Genomic DNA, 17,373 nt, shown 5'->3' on the forward strand with positions numbered 1-17,373 from the left:
ACCCTAGAATGTATAAGCCACACCCCCAAAAACAGAAGCGACAGTGCTGTGGGCGATCATTGGGCTGTTTGCTGCGTCGCTTGTGAGTTTGTCGATTCGTACGCCGACGAATGCGTTAATATTTTCGGTGAACATATATTGTCCTGATAATTCAATATACGGTGTAATCGCGCTGTCCGCATCATGATAGGCGAGTTCTGAACGGGCTGATTCTTTGTGTGATACGCCGAAATAGTGGTTATTGTGACTGCTGTTTGTCCAATTTAAGCCAATTTTTGGCGTGATACTCCAGTTTTCGCCATAAATGGGATAGCTGTAGTTGGCATTGACAATCACACTGTTACTTTCGTTTAGTACATCGGCGCCGACTTTGGTCGCAAAATCTCCCCATTTAGTTGAAAGCGAATAACCGACTTCGGCAAGCAGCGTTGAATTGCGTTTTTTGAGTTGTTTTAGCTGCTCATCATCCGATTTTTTCGGATCAAACTGGAGGACGAGGTAGTTGATTCCCAGGGTGACGGCTTGGTCATTATCGTTATAGGCATAAGCCCCTGCGGATAATCCATTGACATAAAAAAGACCATCATCATAATAAACATAAGGAATTGCGTCATAAACAGCACCATAGCCTTTATAGGGCGAGTCAATTAAGCCGCCTGCGATGCCCAGCGAGACGTCACTTGCCGATGCAACCGACGAAATAGTTAATGTAGAAAAGATGGATAATGTGGTAAGTACTTTTTTCATGAGATTCCTTAATAAATTAAATAATGGAAATTCCTAAGTGGGCGTTAACCCACTTAAAATCGTTATATATCCTAATGATTTAAGATTGAAAACTTAGGGATTAAAAGCCAATGTGCAAATTTATGCATCGATTATTACGGCGATAATACCCTGGTGTAACGCCGAACTGTTTTTTAAACGCCCTCGTTAATGATTGTTGGGATTCAAAATGATATTCCACCGCGATATTCACAATTGCTTTGTTGGTGTTTTTTAACTTCAATGCAATGGCAACCAGTCGCCGAAAACGGATATAAGTTCCGAGTGTTTGACCTAACATATTTTTAAACATCCGTTGTAAATGCCATTTTGAATAGCCTGCTTTTTTGGCAATATCATCAATTTGTAATGATCCGTCTAAATTGGATTCGATCCATTTGACAAGATCGAAAATAAAATTGATTTGATACATACTGTTACTCCTCCAAATTTTTCATAGCAAAACGGGGCTTACTTTTTTTCGGTTTAAAAAACGACAGTATCCAGACAAAAAAGATTGGTACAAAAATAATACCGATGGTTGTTGCAGTTAACATTCCACCAATCACGCCTGTACCAATGGCTTTTTGACTTTCTGCGCCTTCGCCACTGGCAATCGCAAGTGGGATCACACCTAAAATAAAGGCGAGCGAGGTCATGACAATCGGGCGAAAACGTAAGCACACGGCATTTAGTGCGGCGCGTTGTAACGACATGCCACCTTCCCATTGGGATTTGGCAAATTCGATAATTAAAATGGCGTTTTTGGTGGCGAGTCCAATAATGGTAATCAGCCCTACTTTAAAATAGACATCGTTTGGCATCATCATTGCAAGCGTTGCTAGCACCGATCCTAATGCGCCAATCGGTACAATAAGCATAACGGTGGTTGGAATTAACCAGCTTTCGTACAACGCAACCAGTAATAAAAAGACCACAATAAATGAGAGAGCAAACAGCATCGGCGCTTGTGATCCTGATAATTTTTCCTGATACGAGAGCCCTGTCCACTCATAATCAATGCCTTTAGGTAACTTAGCTGCAAACTTTTCCATCTCTGCCATGGCTTGACCTGTGCTGTATCCCCAAAACGCATCACCCGAAATTCGAAAAGCGGGATAACCGTTATAGCGCGTTACCTGAACGGCACCCTTTTCCCAATGAGGTTTTGCAAATGAGGCAATGGGCACCAGTTCACCATATGTATTGGGGACTTGTAGTTTCAGTATGCTATCGGGCGTCATGCGATCTTTAGAGTCCGCCTGCACGATCACGCGCTGCATTCGCCCAACATTCGAAAAATCATTAATCATTGCCGATCCATAGCTACTTGCCAGCGCAGTGTTAATCACATCAAACGTCACGCCTAATGACTCCGCTTTTTGGCGATCAATATCTAACCGCCACTGTGGTGCATCTTCGAGTCCTTCCATAATGGCATAAGCAATAACGGGGGATTGATTAGCGGCTTCAAGTAACTGATCGCGAGCCCGTGTTAACACTTGGCGACCGACACCGCCACGATCGATTAATCGAAGTGAAAAGCCACCAGAGTTACCTAATCCATCAATGGGTGGTGGTTCTATCGCTAAGGCGTTGCCATCATTGAGTTGTGATAGGCTTTCACTTAACGCCATCACTTCATCAAATGCGCTTTGATCTGCTGCTCGTTTTTTCCAATCTTTTAAGACCACAAAACCCAGCGCGGCATTTTCACCATTGCCCGCAAAACTGTAACCCATAATAAACGTGGTGGACTGCGTCGCTGGACGCGCAAGAATCGCATTATCAATGCTTTTAACTTGGGTGGTTGCACGTTGATAAGTTGCTGCGGGTGGTAACTGTACATTAACAATGTAATAGCCTTGATCTTCGATGGGTACAAAGGATTCAGGGAGCTGTTTGTAAACCATAGCAAGTCCTGCCACAATCACCGCATAAATCACCATATAGCGCCCTGTTCGCTTAATTAAACGCGAGTTAAAATAGGTAAAGCGTTTGGTTAACAGATTAAAATAGCGATTAAACCAGCCGAAAAAGCCTCTCTTTTCGGCATGATGACCTTGTGGAATCGCTTTGAGCAAAGTGGCGCATAAGGCAGGCGTTAATGTTAACGCCAAAAAGCCAGAAAACAGAATAGAGATGGAGAGTGATAATGAGAACTGCTGATAGATCACGCCAACCGAACCACTCATAAAAGCTAACGGTAAAAAGACCGCCGATAAAACAAGCGTGATCCCAACGATCGCGCTAGAGACTTGCTGCATGGCTTTTATCGTCGCTTTTTTAGGTGATAGACCTTCGTGCGCCATAATCCGTTCAACATTTTCAACCACGACAATAGCGTCATCAACCAAGATCCCAATCGCTAGTACCATACCAAACATGGTCATCATATTGACCGAGAACCCCAGTAAACTCATTACCGATAATGTGCCAAGCAGACAGACTGGCACGACAATGGTTGGGATCAAGGTATAACGAACATTTTGCAGAAATAAAAACATCACCAAAAAGACTAAGATCATCGCTTCGCCAAGCGTGTGAATCACTTTACCAATTGCAGCATCGACAAAAAGTGAGGTATCAAAAGGCACGCTATACTCAAGATCAGATGGGAAAGAGGCTGACAACTCCTGTAACCGATTTTTAACCGCTTCGGCGGTTTGTAAGGCATTTGCGCCAGGTGCTAACTGCACAGCAACACCGACTGACGGTTTACCATTGCTCGTCATCTGAAAGTTATAGTCTTGTCGCCCAATTTCAATGCGCGCTACATCAGATAATGTCACAGTTGAGCCGTCCTGATTCGCCCGTAAAATAATACGACCAAACTCTTCAGGTGTGTCTAAGGTGCCTTTCACCACAATGGCCGCAGTCAGCTCTTGATCAGTATTGTTCGGTTTGCTACCAAAGCTACCCGCGGGTACTTGTGCGTTTTGTGTACTGATTGCTTGATTAATATCAGCAACTGACAGTCCATAACCAATTAATTTTTGTGGATCGACCCAAATTCGCATCGCCGCTTCAGAACCAAACATCTGCACACGACCTACACCCGTTATTCGCCGAATCTCATTGTTGATATTACGCGCAGCGTAATCGGCGAGTCCAACTACATCTTTTTTACTGTTACTATCTTTATAAGTCAGGCTATAAATCATTAAAAAACCTGAATTAGTTTTTTCAACATTAATCCCCATCTGCCTTACGCTCTCTGGCAGACGTGATTCGGCATTTTTAAGGCGATTTTGCACATCCACTTGTGCCATATCAGGATCGGTACCTGGTTTAAACGTGACAACCGTTTCGGCAGAACCTGCTGAGCTACTGGATGAGTCAAAATAGAGCAGTCCACTGGCGCCGTTTAGCTCTTCCTCAATAATACTGGTGACCGCTTTATCCACGAGTATTGCCGACGCACCCGGATAACTTGCCGAAATCGTGATTTGTGGAGGTGCTACATTCGGGTACTGTGACACTGCCAGCGAACGCATAGCAAGTAGTCCAAATAAAGCAATAAAGATGGCAATAACCCAAGCAAAGTTAGGGCGTTCAATAAAAAATCGAGACATAGTGATTTATACCTTAGTGCGTAGCGACGTAATCATGTTGGTTGATATCAAGCGGTTCGTTTGTTGAAGTAATATTTTTAATATCAATCTGACTGCCTATCGGTGCATAACCGCCAATAATCACGGTATCCCCCACACTTAAACCACTGACAATATGCCAATTAGCGCCATACATACCGCCAGTGACAACTGTTTTTTTATCGATCACATGATTACGATCAACAATCAACACATCGGCTTGTCCGTCACTGTTAATTTGTACGGCGCGTTGTGGAACTAAGATGGCATTTTGGTCAACAGCTTGTTCAAGATTAACCCTGACATACATGCCCGGTAATAACAGTCCATCGGCATTATCTAATTGACCTCGCAGCAAGACTTGCCCTGTTGTTTGTTCAACCGTAATATCCGAAAACAGCACATGCCCTTGCTGTTTCTCGTCTATGCCATCAATACTGACAGTGAGTGGGATCTTCTGCTCTTTTTCGATATGACCTTGCGTTAACTGATTACGTAGCTTCAATACATCAGCAACAGGCTGTTTAAAATCGACATAAATAGGACTGATTTGTTGAATCACAGCCAGTTTAGTGGATTCATTTTGACCAACCAGTGCACCTTCGCTGACCTGCGCGCGTCCAATGCGACCCGATATTGGTGCAGTCACCACTGAATAATCTAAATTAAGCTTAGCTATTTCAACATCAGCAAGCGCTGATTGGCGAGCCGCTTGTGCATTTTTAAATGATGCAAATGCGCTGTCGTAAGCTTGCTTACTAACCGCATTGGTTTTAACGAGAGTTTGATAACGATTGATTAATGCTTGTGCCTCAACTAACGTGGCTTCAGCTCGAGCCAATTCACCTTGTGCACGTGATAGTGCGTATTGCAACGGCTTGGGATCGATATGAAAAAGTGCTTGCCCTGCTTGGACTTCAGCTCCCTCTTCAAAATCACGACTCAGGATAATTCCCTCAACTCTTGCTCTTACCTCTGCAACGCGAAAAGGTTCAACTCTGCCCGGTAAAGTGCTGGTCATAATAAGTGGCTGAGGTTTCACCACAACAGTTTGTACATGTGGAGTCTGTTCCGTTTCCGTGTATAAATCGCTAGCATCTTGATTACAACCTGTAAGGACTGCTGCTGTGATAAAGGGAAGCACGATCCAAGACCATGATTTTAGGTATTTAAATGCTATTTTCATTTTGAGACCATTTGTTAGAAAGAAATTAATTTAGCGCGTATGATATACTTAAATACCACTTGAATCAATATCGATTCATTTAAATGTATTTAAATTCTAAAAAATCTTATTAACATTATTTAATGTTGATTAATACAATTCTGGTAGGCATAATGTGAAAATGAACGCTATCGTTAGGGAATCGCAATGACACAGACTAATTTTTCAGAAGATCAAAGTTTTCTTGCCTCGCTAGCCTTGGCTATGGTAGAAAAACCTCGTGCAAATTTAAATGAACTTGCTAATGCTATCGGTGTGAGTAAAGCTACATTATATCGTTTTTGTCGAACACGTAATGAACTTATTGAGCGGTTAACAAATTACAGTTCAAAAGTCTTAATCGAGACAATTGAAGACTCACTATCAGACGCAGATCCATCGATTGAAGCATTAAAACGATTAGCTGATAATTTACTTACTCACAGTGAATTCACTCTCTTTTTTATACACTATTGGCAGTCAGAGAATCCAGTTATCCAAGCGTTAGATCAACGTTGGACCACGACCTTAGATAGCTTTTTCTTGCGAGGTCAACAAGCCGGACTCTTCCGTATTGATATTACCGCACCAGCACTAACAGAACTCTGGATATCGATTATCATTGGTTTTATTGATGCAGAGGGACGAGGACGAGTGGCTAGAGCTGGCTTATCTACATTAATTGTGACGGCTTTTTTACAAGGAACTGCCGTTGGGGTACTGTCAAATTAACTTTTTAGCCTGAAACTAAATTTATCAGTTGATTTCTAATTCTAAATTTTAGACGTAACTTGGGTAATAATTTCCCATTCTTTAAATCGACGTTCAGCTAAAATACGAAAGGTTTTAGCTGTAAATAGATGCCTTGCACAATTAAAATGATGACACAGATATTCCCAAAGCACGATAAGAATAATTGAGCTTGTTTTAATTATTTAAATTTACGCATTTTCTTCTCTCTAATCCGCGTTGGTTGATGTGAGATTTCAGCTCTGTTATTAGAGTTGTAACGGTATACTTTTCTTGTAGACATTCTTAGCGGTATGATAAACCATCACCTAAGGAGATTATCCCATGACAAGACAATTAAGTAGTGAATTTAAGCGAGAATGTGCAGAGCTCGTCCTCAATTATAGTAATGCACATAAAGAGGCCGCAAAAACAATGGGTGTTAGCATTTCATCAATCCAGCGTTGGGTAACTCAATACAGAAAAGAGCGTCAAGGCATTACCCCTAAAAATAGTGCGTTAACACCTGAGCAAAAACGAATACAAGCACTAGAGAAACAAGTTAAACAATTACAAAGTGATAATCAGTTATTAAAAAAAGCTTCAGCCTTCTTCGCAATGGAAATGACAAGCGGCAACAAATAGCGTTAATGTTGAAGAAGGCTGGAAATGAAACAGCTCAAATCTGTCGGTGTTTATTATTATCGCCAAGTACTTTTTATTATCGAATCAAGCATCGTGCATTTAAATTAATCAATGCTAGACTTGAAATTGCCATGAAATCAATTCACAACGAAATGGATGGCATATACGGAAAAAGACGAATGTTAGTTGAACTGGTTAAAAGAGGGTTTAAGCTTGTTTTAGATAAGGTTAGACGCTTAATGAAGAAATTAGGCCTCGTTGCTAAAAGACCTAAACAACATTCTTATCCTCGTGGTGGTAAATCGTCGATATTGGCATCCAATCATTTAAATCGACAATTTAATCCAGCAACGATTAACCGCTATTGGTCTGGTGATATTACTTATATTCGAACGAGACAAGGTTGGCTCTATCTGGCTGTTGTCATGGATTTATGCTCCAGACGTATCGTTGGATGGGCTTTTTCTGATAAGCCTAATAGTAACCTTACGGTTAAAGCATTAAATATGGCGATACAACGACGAAAAGGATTATGCCCTAATTTATTTCATTGCGATCAGGGCGTTCAATATCGTAGTGAACAGTTTCAGCAAATATTAACACACCATCAAATTACTTTTAGCATGAGTAGAGCCGGAAATTGTTTAGACAATGCCGTTACCGAACGATTTTTTAGGTCATTAAAATCAGAGCGGATTAACTATCGAGATTATGTAACCAGAGAGCAAGCTATAGAGGATATTATTAATTACATCGAACCCATTTATAATCAAAAACGAAGACATTATAAACTGGGATTTATTTCACCAGCAGAATTTGAACATAATTTACTAAAAACTGCCTAAGAGTGTCTCCAATTTTTCTTGACCGTTACAAGCAGAAGGAAACGCTCAATTTGTTTAAAAGGAGTCACAAAACATGCCTATAATTATTAATTTCGATGTGGTGCTAGCCAAACACAACGTAAAATCAAAAGACTTATCGGCTGCGATAGGCATTACGGAGCAGAACCTATCATAACTTAAACAAGGAGACGTTAAAGGATTTAGGCTAGCAACCCTTGAGGCTATCTTCCAATACCTAGATTGTCAACCTAGAGATATTTTAGAGTATATAAATAAGGAATAATCTATTCAAATGAAAAAAGACTCAATATCTTATACAGAGTCTTTTTTGTCGTTAAAGATCATTACTCTTTGATTACTAATAATTTGATGATTCGATATCCCAAACTAAATAAGAAACAGCTTCATCCATTTCATTCTTGCCAGCATAAACTGATAATCCACCAAGTTGAGGAATATCACTCAATTTAGTACGCTTTAGATTATTGCCACCAATAGAATCAATACTCCAAACAATATCATACTAAGCGACAAAGAAATTAATGAGCAATAATTTCTGAACCTGTATTGGCTTTTGCGAGTTCAATAAACAGTTGTTTATATTTTAATGTGATCAACACAGTAATACATAAAGATACAAATGCAATAGCACCACCATAATAACCAACCCAATTAACTTTATCATCATAAGAATTAATAACTTGTTGCCCAATAAGCGCTCCAGCACCAATACCCACATTGACAATACCAGAGTAAATTGCCATCGCAATATCAGTCGCATCGGAAGCAAGCTCAAGAACTTTAATCTGCTGGCTTAACATCATACATGTATAGGCGATCCCCCAAAAGAAACAAAGTACAAAAAATAGAATGGAGCTTATTCGTGCAGAATATAGAGCTAATAACACCAACGTCATTAATGCAATGCTTATTGGTAATATTCCGAGCGGGTGTTTTGAGTTGATTTTCCCAAAAATAATACTACCAAAAATCCCTGAAAATCCAAAGAAAAGCAGTAGTATAGTAAACTCATTTTTTGTCATTCCGACTAAATCAGTCGAAAATTTCGCGATAAAAGTATAAGCAGTAAAACTACCTGCAACAGCCATAGCCGCGGAAATAAAAATACCGACTAAGGCGGCTCGTTTCATGATTACTGGTAAATTTTTAGCCGATCCGGTATTAATACTTGGCAATTTAGGTAATACTTTAATTAAAATAAAAAGGATCAATAAAGCAAGAATACCAATAATTAAAAATGTGCTACGCCATCCAAACAACTCTCCAATAATACGTCCAATAGGGATACCTAAAATCGCAGCTAATGATGTTCCTGTTGTAATAATAGCTAATGCTTGAGACTTTTTACCAGGTGGAGCAATGCGGATAGCAAGAGCTGAGGTTATTGACCAGAAAACAGCATGAGAACCAGCAACAATTATCCTACCAATCAACAATAAATTAAATAATGTTGCAAAATAACACATAACATGACCAATAATGAATAAGGCAAATACTATAATAAGTAAACGTTTTCGCTCTGTATTGCTTAGTAATAAGATAAGAGGTAAACAGAGTGCCGCGACTACCCAAGCATAAACTGTAACCATGATACCTGAATCTTGCTCATTCATATTAAATGAATTACTAATGTCAGGAAGTAAAGCAATAGGAACAAACTCTGTCGTATTAAAAATAAATGCGGCAAAGCCTAAGCTAATTACACCTATCCAAGCGTGATTACGTGAAGATATTTTTATATTAAACATTTGAAAAAAAAAAATTAAAGGTGACGTATTATACCTCTTAATTTGCGAATAACGATATATCTAAATTTAATATATTATGTTTATTTTAATCACATCGTTAAGCTTTCAGCTAAAATACAAAAAGCTTTAGCTGAGCATTTAAGGTTAACAACATGATAAAATTGATTAAAGTTTAAGCAACTCAATTAAGGATACAAAAGTGGATATATTTTTGCAAATTAAAAGTAAGAAATCTAGTATTTATAAGGTTTTATTAGACTAAGTTCGATTCCACATCCGAGCACATTCCATACACCATCATACCCATCTCCCTTCATTAAATAAGTCAAAAAAATAAAATCGCTTGATATAAACAAAAGGCCAATTAAGCTTAAAAGTAAATTAAATGACGCAGATAGATTTTGATCGTTTTGAGCCGTATAATTGCACGAAAAATGGTAAACGATACCATGTTGATGTGTGGTTAATTTAAAACGTTATAATTAATAATAAAAGGAATCATGATGGGATTTTTTAATTCGCTTGCTTACGATATGATGGATAACGACAAACTCCATTATAAAGAAAATGTCGTCCTAACTCACCAAACCAAATGGTTAGTCGCGCTCAGTTCAATACTGTCATCATTTAATGGTGATTACGTCAATGCCTTAGAAACTGGAAAAAGTGATGGACATCTTACTGATTCACTACCGAGTATTTGGGGAATTGCCGATCGTGACAGTTTTATCGAACAAGCAACTTGGTTAACCCAAGAAGGGCAACGCAGTAAGTATCAGCCAAATTTAGAGCTCGTTAAATTACTGAATGAGTCTACTTTTGAAAAACCATTACCGATCATCGGTAAGCTCTTCTACACCATGAATATGGATGAACTGTTATTTACGTTTACCAATATCAAATTGTTCTTTACCCAAAAACCAAAACTTGATCAGTTGTCTGACGCGCTAGGGCTTAAACGTAAAACCAATAAAATTAATATGCTGTTACCGATTTATCAGGAATGGCTAGCAACAATACGCCGTAAAAAATTAGGTAATGTTAGCGCAATAGACAGTTTATTAGCCTGGGATGCCGTTCGCTTAGTTAATATCTGCCGTTGGTCATTGCAACTGGGCTATATTCGTGAAATTGAGTTTGTTGAGTATGCAAATCAATTAACCGAGGACGTTAAAAAGATGTACCAATCTTGGGATGAAGTCATCGTGGCTTATGCCATTGCTGGCTTTATTTGGAATAGTGATGAGGGTCGTGTGAAGAACATGGTTAGGACATTAAACATGCTTAAAAAAGATCCGCAGTCACTCATTAATCAAGTACCATTTAAATAACGTGTTGTACGTGTCGCATTTTTCGATATCATTAAATTGATGAAGTCTATTTAAATCTTAAAAGGAGTTATTGATGGTCAACCTTGGCAGATTGATATGCAAAAACAGCAGATCATTTTTGGTGATGATTTGTTTTTTCAATCCAAATATTGGGAACGTTTTCCGATGCTTCAAAAACTTAGCTTTGGGCTTAGGCAAGTGTTAACACACTATTTGCATGCTAAAGATTAGCACGTGACTTTTAATGACGGTTCGAAGCGAATCGCAGTAAAAGAAAAACATCAAATCACTGCTGAATCTGATCATTTATCGTAATGAGTTAAACTCAATGGCTAGAGCACGTTACTCGTGCTAATTCAAAGTAAAATAGACAATATACGGTGATTAAATGGATAAAAAAGCAAAAAAGATTCTGTTTCAAACCTATTGGAAAAATGGCTGGAAAGACGAAAAAGAGGTAAAAACAGAGCCTAGCGACTTCGCGTATGCGAAAGAAAAAGGATTAATGTTTGATCCCATTACCATATCACACGATAATTGTGTCAATAAAATCATAAACATCGTCGCCACAATGACACTTGAACACGTTGCCAAGGCCTTTTTGAGCAGCTTATCAACGCGACGACTTGATTGGCGCTCTGGTATTGCGTCATACTTTATCGCCAAATTAATGACAGCGCATCAATATACGCCAGTAGTGTCTGGTCAATCTTATCAAGATGGCCAAATTAGCCATTCATCCTATACGTGTCAGGTCTGCCGTGATCTCAAATATGGCATAATAGGTAATGAAAACTACGCCAAAGCAGATTTAAATATCTTAAACTTTGAACGAATCAAGTGGGGGGGAGTGCGTCATGGTGATTTACTTTATACCTACTTTGATCTCATGCAATTCACTAAACAGGCAATCTCTGAACCGACTAAAGATGATAGAGCTATTTTAAAAGGGATATTAGCCATTATTGCATCATGTCAGCGAGATGATTATCCGGGTTCACTGAGTGATAAACTGACGGATGTGCCTAACTTTAAATCCAATCAGAATGAACGTAACACCGTTATTGAGATTTTGGCTTGTGTGGGGATTTTACAACCCGCTTCCTATGAGCGCTCAACAAGGGGAAAACACGATTGGGTATATGCCACTTATTGGCGTGGTCAGGATAAATACAATCAACAAATGGTGAAGCAATTATTTGGTCTTTAATTCATGATCTCTAATTTGGTCTAGGGGCTGTTAATCTCATCCCAACTCAGCCCAAACTTCGCCAAATACTTTTTGAGCCTGTCGGCATCATTGCTCTTTTGTTTTTTGGTTCTTGATACCGCAAACAGTTGCCTACCTGCTTCGGATAATGTCGAATTTTTTTTGCACACCTCAATCACTTTTTCCAGCTGATAGCGATCAAATTCATCGATTTCGAGTGGGATTAATGCATTATGTTGCCTATTTTGATGCCAATTAGCTTTAAGGCGTTTAATCTCTTGTTGAACTTGCTCAACCGTAATATTCCCTTGTGGTGCCAGCGTTGCCATACGGGTAATGGATGCGGTGAGTTCACGAAAGTTGCCTTGCCATAATGCTTCATGTGAGGTGGCGAACTGCAAATAGGCACTGCGCGACTCGCGATTAAAACGCGGCATTAAGCCATATTCTTTAGCATAACGCGCCAGTTCATAATCGATATTGGGTTCGATATCCTCTTTTCGTTCAGCTAATCCTGGCAAGGTATAATTCCACAGATTAATACGGGCATACAGATCCTCACGAAACTCGCCTTGGCTGATTGCCTGTTTAAGGTCTTTATTGGTACCGGCAATTAGCTGAAAATCACTCTGTATGGGTTTATCACTGCCGAATGGATAAAATTGCTTTTCTTCAATCGCTTTTAATAGCATTGCTTGTTCATCTAGCCCAAGCTCTCCGATCTCATCTAAAAACAGTAACCCACCATCGGCACTTTTTAACAAGCCAGTTCGCGCCAGATTGGCACCGGTAAACGCGCCTTTCACATGACCAAATAAGGTCGACATTGCACTATCGCCACGTAAGGTGGCGCAGTTAATCTCAACAAATTGACCGCTGATTTGATGGTTACTTTGTTTAAGTAAATAGATCTGTTTCGCTAAAAATGATTTCCCCGCGCCAGTTGGCCCACATAATAACATCGGCGCATAAGAACGGCTGGCCACTTGCTCGATTTCAGCAATTAACTGGTTAAACTGTTTATTACGTGTGGCAATGCCCGATTTTAACAGTTCGGTAGCTTCACTGGCATACTGCTGAAAACGGGTGAGAATTTGATCATAGCGATTAAGATTCAAATCAATGGTGCTGGCTTTTCCTCGAGGACTATTGGCAATCAGTTCCGCTTCATTATGATAAACTTTTTCTTCAACGTCATTTGATTTTACTGGCGGTGACGTTTGCAATAACTTAGCGGGGTAGTAACGTGATTCTGCTAATAAAAACCAACAAATTTGCGCCACATGGGTTCCGGTTGTGATATGCAAATAGTAATCTTCTTTATCTGGATCAAAAGAATAGCGTTTAGCAATATCAAATAAACACGTATAAACCTGCTCAAAATCCCATGGATCAGCAATATTGATGGCAATGGGGTTAACGTCGGTATTGGGGGATAGAATTTTGATATCATTAACAATATCACAAAGTAGCTGCTCATCATTTGCAAAATAAAGCAATTCTAAACGAGCAATCGCTAAATCAGCTTGTCGGCATAAATCAAGGGTTGGCCGCCAACGCGCCCAGCGTTTTTTACCTCTACCTCGGTTATCCAACACATTACCTAAAAAACCAAATACCACGTTATTTTTCATGATTAAGTTTATAATATTATATAAATGATTTGATAAAATTATAAAATTTATGGCCATTAAAATCTATTTATATTTCCTGTGCATAAATGATATTGATTTTTTATATTTATAAATCAATGAACTAAAAAATATTTTTATTCCTTTCTATTTTTTGGCACGCTTTTCGCAATATCAAATATACCTAAGCAAGCAAATGCTGTTTTTTATAGCAGCAAGGTACATCGCGAATCCTTTACGGGTTTATCTACGGGATAAAAGGACGGAAGATTATCAACATGTATTCCTTATTGTGTGATTAGGTGACTGTGTAAAAGTCTATTTTGAATAGTTCATCTGGTAGAACAATCGACTCAGGATCGATATGTAGTGGGTTCGAATCCTACTTCAAAAACCGTAAAACAAAAGTAGAAAAAACAAACAAACACAGTCAGTGATCGACGTTAGATAAGCTCAGTGACAAAGCACCGTACCAAGCTTATCCGCAAAAACAACCGGTTAACTTGTCAGGTCACTACGACTTTCAAGGTAAACAAACTGGATAATAGGCAGAATATTAAATACCAATAAGTGACGCTCTATTTTTCTTATTGCTTTTAACCTTCACCCTACTATTTCGTTACTTAACCCGTTTCTATTGTGCAAAACGCGGTTGCTGATTGTGCTAACAAGGAAAAGTAAAAATGATAAAAACCATTAAAGTTAAAAAACATGAAATCGCGATGTTATATAAAAACAATGAAATTGAAAAAGTACTAACCGCGGGTGTACACCGAATTTTTGACCCATTAAATACCATTGGTTACCAGTTGATTAATTTAGCGGAGACAAAAATCGCTGCCAACATGGCAGAGCAGTTAATCAACTTCTATCCGCAAATTATTAACCAACACTGTTATTTAGTGGATGTGGCAGACAACGAAATTGCCTTACGTTATGAAGAGCAAAAATTGGTGGAAGTGATTTTACCGGCAACCAAATCATTATATTGGAAAAGCTACAAAGCACATGCGATTAAAAAAGTAGTATTACAACACGGTTATGCACTGCCAACCGATATCGCACAAGCATTGATTGAAGCTAAAAATAGCAATAACGCCATTGTGAATATCGAAAAATTAGTGCTACATCACTTTATTCATGAACAAATTGGGACTTTATTTGTTGATAACCAGCTAATACAGATTATTGCGCCAGAATCGATCGTCGGTTATTGCCAATTTAAACATATGATTGTACTGGGTAAATTTAACTTACGCGACAACCGCATTGATGACCGTATCGCTGATACCATCGAACAACGTACGCCGCAGCAGTTAGCACAGTTTTGTTTACAGATGGAAGTCGGTGCAAATCAGGCTGGTTTGCGTTATGAAAATGACCTATTGGTAGAAATTTTATCACCGGGTACCAAGCGCCTTTACTGGAAAAATAGCCATAAACAGCATATGGTAACCGTGGATTTACACCAAGGCTATACCTTAAGTGATGAAATGGTACAGCAATTACTGCAACCAAAATTACGCCAAAAAGAAGTGCTCGGTGATAACAGCGTATTAATTGCTCAAGTGCCGGCTTATCATGTCGGGGTATTAAAAGTGAACGGTAAAATTGAGCAGTTATTAACGGCTGGCATTACCGCTTATTGGCGTTTTAACCGTGAAATCTCGGTGGATATGGTGGATACTCGCCTGCAAGCATTAGATGTGGCTGGGCAAGAGATTTTAACCAAAGATAAAGTCAATTTGCGGGTAAACTTAGTAGCTAATTGGCACTATACTGACGTATTAACCGCGTTTGAAAAAACAGCACAGCCAGTTGATTTGTTGTATCGTGAATTACAATTTGGCTTACGTGAAGCGATTGGTACTCGTTCATTAGATGAATTATTAGAAAATAAAAACATCATCGATGACGTGGTGACCCAACACATCAAAGCGCGTTTACACGGCTTTGGTTTACAAACCGTCTCACTGGGGGTAAAAGATATTATCTTACCGGGCGATATGAAGGCGATTTTATCGCAAGTGGTTGAAGCGGAAAAAGCGGCGCAAGCCAATGTGATCCGCCGCCGAGAAGAAACCTCGGCAACCCGTTCATTATTGAACACCGCAAAAGTGATGGAAAACAACCCAGTTGCTTTGCGGTTAAAAGAGATGGAAACGTTGGAACGTATTGCCGAACGTATCGATAAAATCTCGGTAGTAGGCGGGCTTGACCAAGTGTTACATGGCTTGGTGAATATCCAACCTAAAAACGCGTGATAAAAAGAAAATATTAAGCCGCCATGTACAATCGCATGGCGGTGTAAGGAATAAAAAATGACACAATATAATCTATTACAAGCAGAAAACGCCAAACCCATCAAAATGTGGACGAAGGGCGTGCCGGTTGAACCCGAGGCTAAAGAACAGCTAACGAAAACGGCTAAGTTACCGTTTATTTTTAAACATATCGCGGTGATGCCCGATGTGCATGTGGGCAAAGGCTCAACCATTGGCAGTGTCATTCCAACTATGGGGGCAATTATTCCTGCCGCGGTTGGGGTGGATATAGGCTGCGGTATGATAGCGGTACAAACCTCGCTGATGGCGGCGGATTTACCGGATAATTTATTGCCATTACGTACCGAGATTGAAAAAGCGGTGCCACATGGACTTACCCCAAAACACCGTGGACGGGATTATGGTAGCTGGCATGACGCCCCAGCGATTGTCGAACAGTACTGGCAACAGTTAGTCCCCGGCTTTGATAAGCTGACGGAAAAATACCCACGCTTTTTAAAAACCAATCACTACCGTCATTTAGGCACATTAGGTACTGGCAACCATTTTATCGAAATCTGTTTAGATGAGGCAGATCGTGTTTGGATTATGTTGCACAGTGGTTCACGCGGCGTGGGTAATGCCATTGGCAGTTTTTTTATTGAAATGGCTAAAAAAGACATGGAAGTGCATATCCAAAACTTACCGGACAAAGATTTAGCCTATTTGGAAGAGGGCACCGAGCACTTTCACGATTATGTTGAGGCGGTGCATTGGGCGCAAGAATTTGCCCGGCTAAACCGAGAAGCGATGATGCATAATGTGATTTTGGCAATGCGCAAAATTATCACTAAACCGTTTACCACGCACATGTCAGCGGTGAATTGCCACCACAACTATGTACAAAAAGAGCAGCACTTTGGCGAAGACATTTTTGTCACCCGCAAAGGGGCGGTATCGGCACGCAAAGGCGAACTCGGCATTATTCCCGGTTCAATGGGAGCAAAAAGCTATATTGTGCGGGGTTTAGGTAATGAAGACAGCTTTTGCTCCTGTTCGCACGGTGCCGGCCGCGTAATGAGCCGAACGGCGGCCAAAAAGCAATTTACCATTGAGGATCAAATCAAGGCCACGGCCCATGTTGAATGCCGTAAAGATGCCAATGTGATCGATGAAATCCCAATGGCATATAAAGACATTGATGCCGTGATGACCGCGCAAAATGAACTTGTCGAAATTGTGCATCAATTACGACAAGTGGTGTGTGTGAAGGGATGAAAAACATATCGAGGGGCCCCTCGCTATTAATGAAGATGGAAATATGATAAATCTTATATGGTATGCAACACGTTGGTGTGATTTAGTTATCGCATATCAAAATGACTAT

14 protein-coding genes, 1 tRNA gene and 1 pseudogene are annotated in these 17,373 nt (G+C 39.7%); 10 read left to right on the forward strand and 6 right to left on the reverse strand.

The window, feature by feature from the left end; genetic code table 11:
* Positions 1-3: 3 nt before the first annotated feature.
* From ABEA36_RS11065 to ABEA36_RS11080, 4 genes are all read right to left on the reverse strand, one after another.
* A complete protein-coding gene (locus tag ABEA36_RS11065; protein WP_345492134.1) occupies positions 4-747 on the reverse strand; it encodes a MipA/OmpV family protein in 744 nt (247 codons plus the stop codon).
* Between the two features lie 100 nt (positions 748-847).
* Positions 848-1,198: a helix-turn-helix domain-containing protein gene (locus tag ABEA36_RS11070; RefSeq protein ID WP_345492137.1), complete on the reverse strand. Its 351-nt coding sequence runs from the start codon at positions 1,196-1,198 to the stop codon at positions 848-850.
* Positions 1,199-1,202: 4 nt separating this feature from the next.
* Positions 1,203-4,340 (reverse strand): multidrug efflux RND transporter permease subunit, encoded by a 3,138-nt coding sequence (locus ABEA36_RS11075; protein WP_345492140.1) that lies wholly within the window; start codon positions 4,338-4,340, stop codon positions 1,203-1,205.
* A gap of 13 nt (positions 4,341-4,353) precedes the next feature.
* Positions 4,354-5,544 carry an efflux RND transporter periplasmic adaptor subunit gene (locus tag ABEA36_RS11080; RefSeq protein WP_345492142.1) on the reverse strand — a complete coding sequence of 397 codons (1,191 nt, stop codon included), beginning with the start codon at positions 5,542-5,544 and terminating at the stop codon, positions 4,354-4,356.
* A gap of 186 nt (positions 5,545-5,730) precedes the next feature.
* Here ABEA36_RS11080 and ABEA36_RS11085 point away from each other — a divergent pair, with 186 nt between their 5' ends.
* The 4 genes and pseudogenes from ABEA36_RS11085 to ABEA36_RS11100 all read left to right on the forward strand — a co-directional run bounded on the left by ABEA36_RS11085 (position 5,731) and on the right by ABEA36_RS11100 (position 8,064).
* Positions 5,731-6,294 carry a TetR/AcrR family transcriptional regulator gene (locus tag ABEA36_RS11085; RefSeq protein ID WP_345492144.1) on the forward strand — a complete coding sequence of 188 codons (564 nt, stop codon included), beginning with the start codon at positions 5,731-5,733 and terminating at the stop codon, positions 6,292-6,294.
* Between the two features lie 342 nt (positions 6,295-6,636).
* Complete coding sequence (locus ABEA36_RS11090) at positions 6,637-6,936, forward strand: transposase (protein ID WP_345492146.1); 300 nt, start codon at positions 6,637-6,639, stop codon at positions 6,934-6,936.
* The gene (locus ABEA36_RS11095; protein WP_345492503.1) at positions 6,933-7,781 is read left to right on the forward strand and encodes an IS3 family transposase; all 849 of its coding nucleotides are present in this window, start codon (positions 6,933-6,935) and stop codon (positions 7,779-7,781) included. Before ABEA36_RS11090 ends, ABEA36_RS11095 begins: the two co-directional genes overlap by 4 nt.
* Before the next feature lie 73 nt (positions 7,782-7,854).
* A pseudogene (locus ABEA36_RS11100) lies at positions 7,855-8,064 on the forward strand (helix-turn-helix domain-containing protein).
* A gap of 256 nt (positions 8,065-8,320) precedes the next feature.
* On the opposite strand, the gene ABEA36_RS11105 reads toward ABEA36_RS11100, so the two are convergent.
* Entirely contained in the window at positions 8,321-9,550 is a 1,230-nt protein-coding gene (locus ABEA36_RS11105; RefSeq protein WP_345492148.1) for a sugar transporter, read from the reverse strand.
* 503 nt (positions 9,551-10,053) lie between these two features.
* On the opposite strand from ABEA36_RS11105, the gene ABEA36_RS11110 reads away from it, so the two are divergent.
* The 3 genes from ABEA36_RS11110 (at position 10,054) to ABEA36_RS11120 (ending at position 12,091) form a co-directional block, all read left to right on the forward strand.
* On the forward strand, positions 10,054-10,881 hold the full coding sequence (locus ABEA36_RS11110) for a DUF1266 domain-containing protein (RefSeq protein ID WP_345492149.1): 828 nt from the start codon (positions 10,054-10,056) through the stop codon (positions 10,879-10,881).
* Positions 10,882-10,977: 96 nt separating this feature from the next.
* Entirely contained in the window at positions 10,978-11,112 is a 135-nt protein-coding gene (locus tag ABEA36_RS11115; RefSeq protein WP_345492151.1) for a hypothetical protein, read from the forward strand.
* Positions 11,113-11,269: 157 nt separating this feature from the next.
* The gene (locus tag ABEA36_RS11120) at positions 11,270-12,091 is read left to right on the forward strand and encodes a hypothetical protein (RefSeq protein ID WP_345492153.1); all 822 of its coding nucleotides are present in this window, start codon (positions 11,270-11,272) and stop codon (positions 12,089-12,091) included.
* 20 nt (positions 12,092-12,111) lie between these two features.
* Here the strand turns inward: ABEA36_RS11120 and rtcR are convergent, their stop codons facing one another.
* Positions 12,112-13,725 carry an RNA repair transcriptional activator RtcR gene (gene rtcR, locus ABEA36_RS11125; protein ID WP_345492155.1) on the reverse strand — a complete coding sequence of 538 codons (1,614 nt, stop codon included), beginning with the start codon at positions 13,723-13,725 and terminating at the stop codon, positions 12,112-12,114.
* 318 nt (positions 13,726-14,043) lie between these two features.
* Here rtcR and ABEA36_RS11130 point away from each other — a divergent pair.
* The 3 genes from ABEA36_RS11130 (at position 14,044) to ABEA36_RS11140 (ending at position 17,264) form a co-directional block, all read left to right on the forward strand.
* Positions 14,044-14,116, forward strand: a tRNA-Leu gene (locus ABEA36_RS11130).
* Positions 14,117-14,843: 727 nt separating this feature from the next.
* Entirely contained in the window at positions 14,844-15,986 is a 1,143-nt protein-coding gene (locus tag ABEA36_RS11135) for a slipin family protein (RefSeq protein ID WP_425571944.1), read from the forward strand.
* 57 nt (positions 15,987-16,043) lie between these two features.
* A complete protein-coding gene (locus ABEA36_RS11140) occupies positions 16,044-17,264 on the forward strand; it encodes an RtcB family protein (RefSeq protein ID WP_345492157.1) in 1,221 nt (406 codons plus the stop codon).
* Positions 17,265-17,373: the final 109 nt, after the last annotated feature.

The organism is Orbus sasakiae, from assembly GCF_039542345.1.
Taxonomy (GTDB): Bacteria; Pseudomonadota; Gammaproteobacteria; order Enterobacterales; family Orbaceae; genus Orbus; species Orbus sasakiae.

Excerpts from the sequence above, each read along its gene's own strand:
- ABEA36_RS11065 (WP_345492134.1), bottom strand. The coding sequence starts at position 747 with ATGAAAAAAGTACTTACCACATTATCCATCTTTTCTACATTAACTATT.
- ABEA36_RS11110 (WP_345492149.1), top strand. The coding sequence starts at position 10,054 with ATGGGATTTTTTAATTCGCTTGCTTACGATATGATGGATAACGACAAA.
- ABEA36_RS11115 (WP_345492151.1), top strand. The coding sequence starts at position 10,978 with ATGCAAAAACAGCAGATCATTTTTGGTGATGATTTGTTTTTTCAATCC.
- ABEA36_RS11140 (WP_345492157.1), top strand. The coding sequence starts at position 16,044 with ATGACACAATATAATCTATTACAAGCAGAAAACGCCAAACCCATCAAA.
- ABEA36_RS11080 (WP_345492142.1), bottom strand. The coding sequence starts at position 5,544 with ATGAAAATAGCATTTAAATACCTAAAATCATGGTCTTGGATCGTGCTT.
- ABEA36_RS11075 (WP_345492140.1), bottom strand. The coding sequence starts at position 4,340 with ATGTCTCGATTTTTTATTGAACGCCCTAACTTTGCTTGGGTTATTGCC.
- ABEA36_RS11070 (WP_345492137.1), bottom strand. The coding sequence starts at position 1,198 with ATGTATCAAATCAATTTTATTTTCGATCTTGTCAAATGGATCGAATCC.
- ABEA36_RS11085 (WP_345492144.1), top strand. The coding sequence starts at position 5,731 with ATGACACAGACTAATTTTTCAGAAGATCAAAGTTTTCTTGCCTCGCTA.
- ABEA36_RS11120 (WP_345492153.1), top strand. The coding sequence starts at position 11,270 with ATGGATAAAAAAGCAAAAAAGATTCTGTTTCAAACCTATTGGAAAAAT.
- ABEA36_RS11105 (WP_345492148.1), bottom strand. The coding sequence starts at position 9,550 with ATGTTTAATATAAAAATATCTTCACGTAATCACGCTTGGATAGGTGTA.
- ABEA36_RS11090 (WP_345492146.1), top strand. The coding sequence starts at position 6,637 with ATGACAAGACAATTAAGTAGTGAATTTAAGCGAGAATGTGCAGAGCTC.
- rtcR (WP_345492155.1), bottom strand. The coding sequence starts at position 13,725 with ATGAAAAATAACGTGGTATTTGGTTTTTTAGGTAATGTGTTGGATAAC.